Source organism: Clostridia bacterium, from assembly GCA_036562685.1.
Classification (GTDB): Bacteria; Bacillota; Clostridia; order Christensenellales; family DUVY01; genus DUVY01.
In genome coordinates, this window is the sequence record DATCJR010000043.1 from 1 (window position 1) to 4,305 (window position 4,305).

Consider the following 4,305-nt stretch of genomic DNA (forward strand, 5'->3'; position numbering starts at 1 on the left):
ATAAAATTAGTGCCTTTGGAAATTAATATGGGCTTGGGGCTTGCGTTAAGAGAAGGCGCCAAGCATTGTTCTTATGATTTAATTGCCAGAATGGACAGCGACGATATAAGTTTGCCCGACAGGTTTGAAAAACAATTAAAATGTTTTGAACAAGATAAGGATTTAGGCGTCATAGGAAGCAATATAACGGAATTTGTAGGCGAACCCGATAATATGGTCGGAGTTAGAAAATTACCCGAGTTTCACGACGAGATATGCAAATTCTTAAAAAAGCGTTCTCCATTTAACCACATGACTGCAATGATGAAAAAATCCAGTTTGGAAAAAGCGGGCGGATATTTAGACTGGAAAAATATGGAAGATTATTATCTTTGGATAAGAATGTATCTTGCAGGCGTAAAATTTTATAACATTCAAGAAAGCCTTGTAAATGTTAGGACAGATAATAATTTATACAAAAGAAGAGCGGGGCTGAAATACTTTAAGAACATGGCAAGATTACAAAAATTTATGCTAAAAAACAAAGTAATAACTTATCCAAGATACTTAATAAACATATTTATTCGTTTTATTCAATGCATAACGCCAAACTGGTTTAGAAAGATGGTATATAAAAATATGTTGCGCGAAAAAGCAACATAGATTTAAAAAAAGTTTACAAAAGAGGAAAATGATGAAGAAAAAATACAAAAGAGGTTATACGACAGGCGTGTTTGATATGTTCCATATCGGACATTTAAATATACTTAAAAAAGCGAAAGAATATTGCGATTTCTTGATAGTAGGCGTTACTACCGATGAATTATGCAATCAGGTAAAGCACAAGAACCCTGTAATACCGTTTGAAGAGCGAAAAGAAATAGTTAAGGCTATAAAATATGTCGATATGGTAGTTCCCCAGGTCAATATGGATAAGATATCCACTCACGCAAAATTGCAATACGACGTGGTATTCGTAGGCAGCGACTGGAAGGGAACAAAAGCCTGGAATGAATACGAAAAAGCCTTCAAAGAATTAGGCGTCGATGTAATTTATTTGCCTTACACAATAGGAATATCCTCAAGCAAGTTAAGAGAAAAAATAGTAAAACTTTAAAGGGTAACCATGCAAGACATTAAAGTATTGCAAAACAAAATATTAGAAATAGCTTTGTATTTTGACGAGTTTTGCCGTCAAAACGATATTGAATATTACCTAATGGGCGGCAGCGCTCTTGGCGCGGTTAGGCATCAAGGTTTTATCCCTTGGGACGATGACTTTGATGTCTTTATGACCTATGAAAACTATCAAAAGTTCTTGCGCTGCGCCAGAGAAAAATTAGATACGAATAGATTTTATCTTCAAGAAGAAAACACTAAAGAATGGCCTTTGTTTTATACCAAATTGAGAATGAACAATACTTTATTTTTAGAGCCCGACACAAAAGACAGGAAAATGCACAAAGGCATATTTATAGATATTTTCTGCTTATACAACATATCGGACAGTAATTTTGTCGCGGGAATACAATTTCTTGCCGCTAAAATGTTAGCCGCAAAATCATTATCTCAAAGAGGATACGCCAGCGCCTCTTTTGGAAAAAAGATTTTAATGGCGATTGCCAGAGTATTTGTAAGCAAAAAGCTAATGATAAAAATCGTAAAAAGCCAGATGAAAAAGCAAACAAACAGGGTTGGGCAATTGTTCGGAAAAGCAAAGTTCAAAAGAGCGATTTTCCCCAGGTATTATTTGGGAAAGCCCAGATACGTTCTTTTTGAAAATCATTATTTGCCCGTGCCTGAATATGTGGAAGATTACTTAACCCACGTATTCGGCGATTATATGAAGCTTCCCAGCCAGGAAGAAATAGAAAAATCCATACATTCTCAGCAATGGAGCATAGATGTCTGATGACTATTTTGCATATTGCTAGTATAACTGATGATCAATCTTGCGGCGTTAATGTAATTGTGCCTAAACATGTTTTTTATCAATCAAAATACGCCAACGTTGCTTTATTTAATATTAGCGATAATGTATATCAAAACGATGACATAAAGGTGTTTAACCGGACAGATATTAAGGATTTACAGCCTCCATTTAACAAGCCCGATTTGGTAATTTTTCACGGGATATATTATATAAAGTATATAAAAATAGCCAGGTATTTAAATAATAACAACATTCCTTATATAGTTTTCCCGCACGGCTCGTTATCAAAAATAGCAATAAAATCCGATTTCTTTAAATTTATAAAAAAGGCTGCCGCGCATATTTTAATATTTAATTCTTTTATAAAAAAAGCCAAGGCGATTCAATTTTTATCCCAAGGGGAAAAAGCCATATCCTATTTTTCCCAAAAAGGCATAATAATTCCCAACGGTATAGAAACGCCTCAAGAATATAATAGATCCCAAAAAGAAAAAGACGAGATCAACATTACCTTTATCGGACGAAAAACCAAAAAGATAAAGGGTATAGATTTATTATTAAAAGCCGTCAATAAAGTTAAATTTGAATTAATAAAAAATAATGTTAAAATAAATATATACGGTCCCAATCGCGGCAATACGGATAATTATATCAATAAGTTTATTAAGAAAAACAAACTAGAAAATTTGGTTTTTAATCATGAGGCTGTTTTTGGAGAGTCCAAAAATAAGGTTCTTGAAAATACCGATATTTTTATTCATACTTCGCGAACGGAAGGATTGCCAACAGCCGTTATAGAGGCGATGTCCTATGGAGTTCCCGTTTTGGTAACCAGAGGAACAGGCATTTACGACGATGTCAAAAAATATCAATGTGGCTGGGCGGCGGAAACAAATATAAATAGCATTGCAGAGTCTTTGCTTGCAGTTGCAGCTGAAAAATCAAATTTTTGTATCTATGGTATAAACGCGCGAAATTATGTCTATGAACAACTTTCGTGGGATAAAGTAGCATATGACGCTGTAAAAATATTTAATGATTTGGGAAGAAAAGATGTTAAGAACTAGATCTCAAAGTTATTTAAGATTAAATATCTTAAAGCGTTCGGTAATTAGCCTTGATACTTTTATCATAGGAGTATATTTGATTTTAAGCCCAATTGATTATGCATTAGGGGAAATTATTACATCATTTTCATTTATAAATTTAATAGCTATTGCATTAATTTTGGTTAGAATATGCAAAAAGGATTTTTGGAACAGCAAACCCAAAGACTTTTTATTGATTGCTGTTTTTTATTTTTATAATGTTATAAACATATTGCTATTTTCCGATATATTAATGGACGCTATTTTTTTGTTGTTTGGATTATGTTTTTTCTTTGTTAATTATAAAGAAGCTAATGAAACGGAAATAAAGTTCTTTAGATTATGCATATTATTGAGCATAATCGTAACGATAGCGACCTGTTTTTTCAGCTTCCGCTTTGAGCGGTCTAATTCCAGATTTTATTTGAATTTTTCAAGGTATGTCGATCCTAATTATTTTACTTGCGGCTTTATTGTTTTAACAGCGTATTTAATGCATCGAATCAATCAAAAAAAGACTATCATATTAGATATTTTACTATTAGTATGCCTTTTTACTATTATTTTAGCTTCAGGTTCTAGAGGCGGACTATTAGCTAATTTAGGCGTTGTTTTTGTGTATCTTCTTTTTAGCAAATTAAAAAATATATTTCTGCCGGTATTGCTTTTTGTAGTTATATTTTATATTGCGTTGTCTTTCTTTAAAGAATATATACCAAAATGGATTTTAGAAAGATTTGAAATATCGGCAATGCTTAAGGATCAAGGAAGCGGAAGATTAACCATTTGGTATAATTATTGGAATATATTAAAAAATGGAAGTTTATTAAAATTCATTTTTGGATATGGAAAAAAGAATCAGTTGACAACCTATCAATATTATTTCGGCATTAGAAAAAATCCTCATAATATGTTTTTAGGAGTATTTTTTAACAGCGGTATTATAGGATTAATATTATTATTATTTGTTCTTGGATATTTTTCTTTAATTTCATTAAAAAATAAAAATTTATTTTCGCTATCTTTGATTGTCGGTTTGGTACTAAGCGGACTTACTCTTGATATGAATGTTACCAGAACATTTTGGATTGTATTGACAATCATTTTCATGGTTAATTTTAGAATGAAAAAACTCAAGGATGAAAAAAATGCTACGATTTAGCATTATTGTTCCTGTTTATAATATAGAAAAATATTTGCCATCATGTATTGACAGCGTTTTAAGTCAATCTTTTTATGATTATGAATTAATACTAATCGATGACGGCTCGACCGACAGCTCCGGCCTAATCTGCGATAGTTACG

Annotated in this window: 6 protein-coding genes; all 6 read left to right on the plus strand. The window is 32.1% G+C overall.

Annotation, left to right across the window (positions count from 1 at the left end; all coding sequences use genetic code 11):
- On the plus strand, nt 1–642 hold a 642-nt coding region (locus VIL26_01865), incomplete at its 5' end, for a glycosyltransferase (GenBank protein ID HEY8389690.1).
- Between the two features lie 28 nt (nt 643–670).
- A complete protein-coding gene (locus tag VIL26_01870; protein HEY8389691.1) occupies nt 671–1,096 on the plus strand; it encodes an adenylyltransferase/cytidyltransferase family protein in 426 nt (141 codons plus the stop codon).
- Between the two features lie 9 nt (nt 1,097–1,105).
- Nucleotides 1,106–1,891, plus strand: a complete 786-nt coding sequence (locus VIL26_01875; protein HEY8389692.1) for a LicD family protein — start codon at nt 1,106–1,108, stop codon at nt 1,889–1,891.
- Complete coding sequence (locus VIL26_01880) at nt 1,891–2,979, plus strand: glycosyltransferase (GenBank protein HEY8389693.1); 1,089 nt, start codon at nt 1,891–1,893, stop codon at nt 2,977–2,979. The genes VIL26_01875 and VIL26_01880 overlap by 1 nt, the downstream gene beginning before the upstream one ends.
- Nucleotides 2,966–4,162, plus strand: a complete 1,197-nt coding sequence (locus VIL26_01885; GenBank protein HEY8389694.1) for an O-antigen ligase family protein — start codon at nt 2,966–2,968, stop codon at nt 4,160–4,162. Before VIL26_01880 ends, VIL26_01885 begins: the two co-directional genes overlap by 14 nt.
- Nucleotides 4,149–4,305: glycosyltransferase (locus tag VIL26_01890; protein ID HEY8389695.1), on the plus strand; the 157-nt coding region annotated here is incomplete at its 3' end. The genes VIL26_01885 and VIL26_01890, both read left to right, overlap by 14 nt.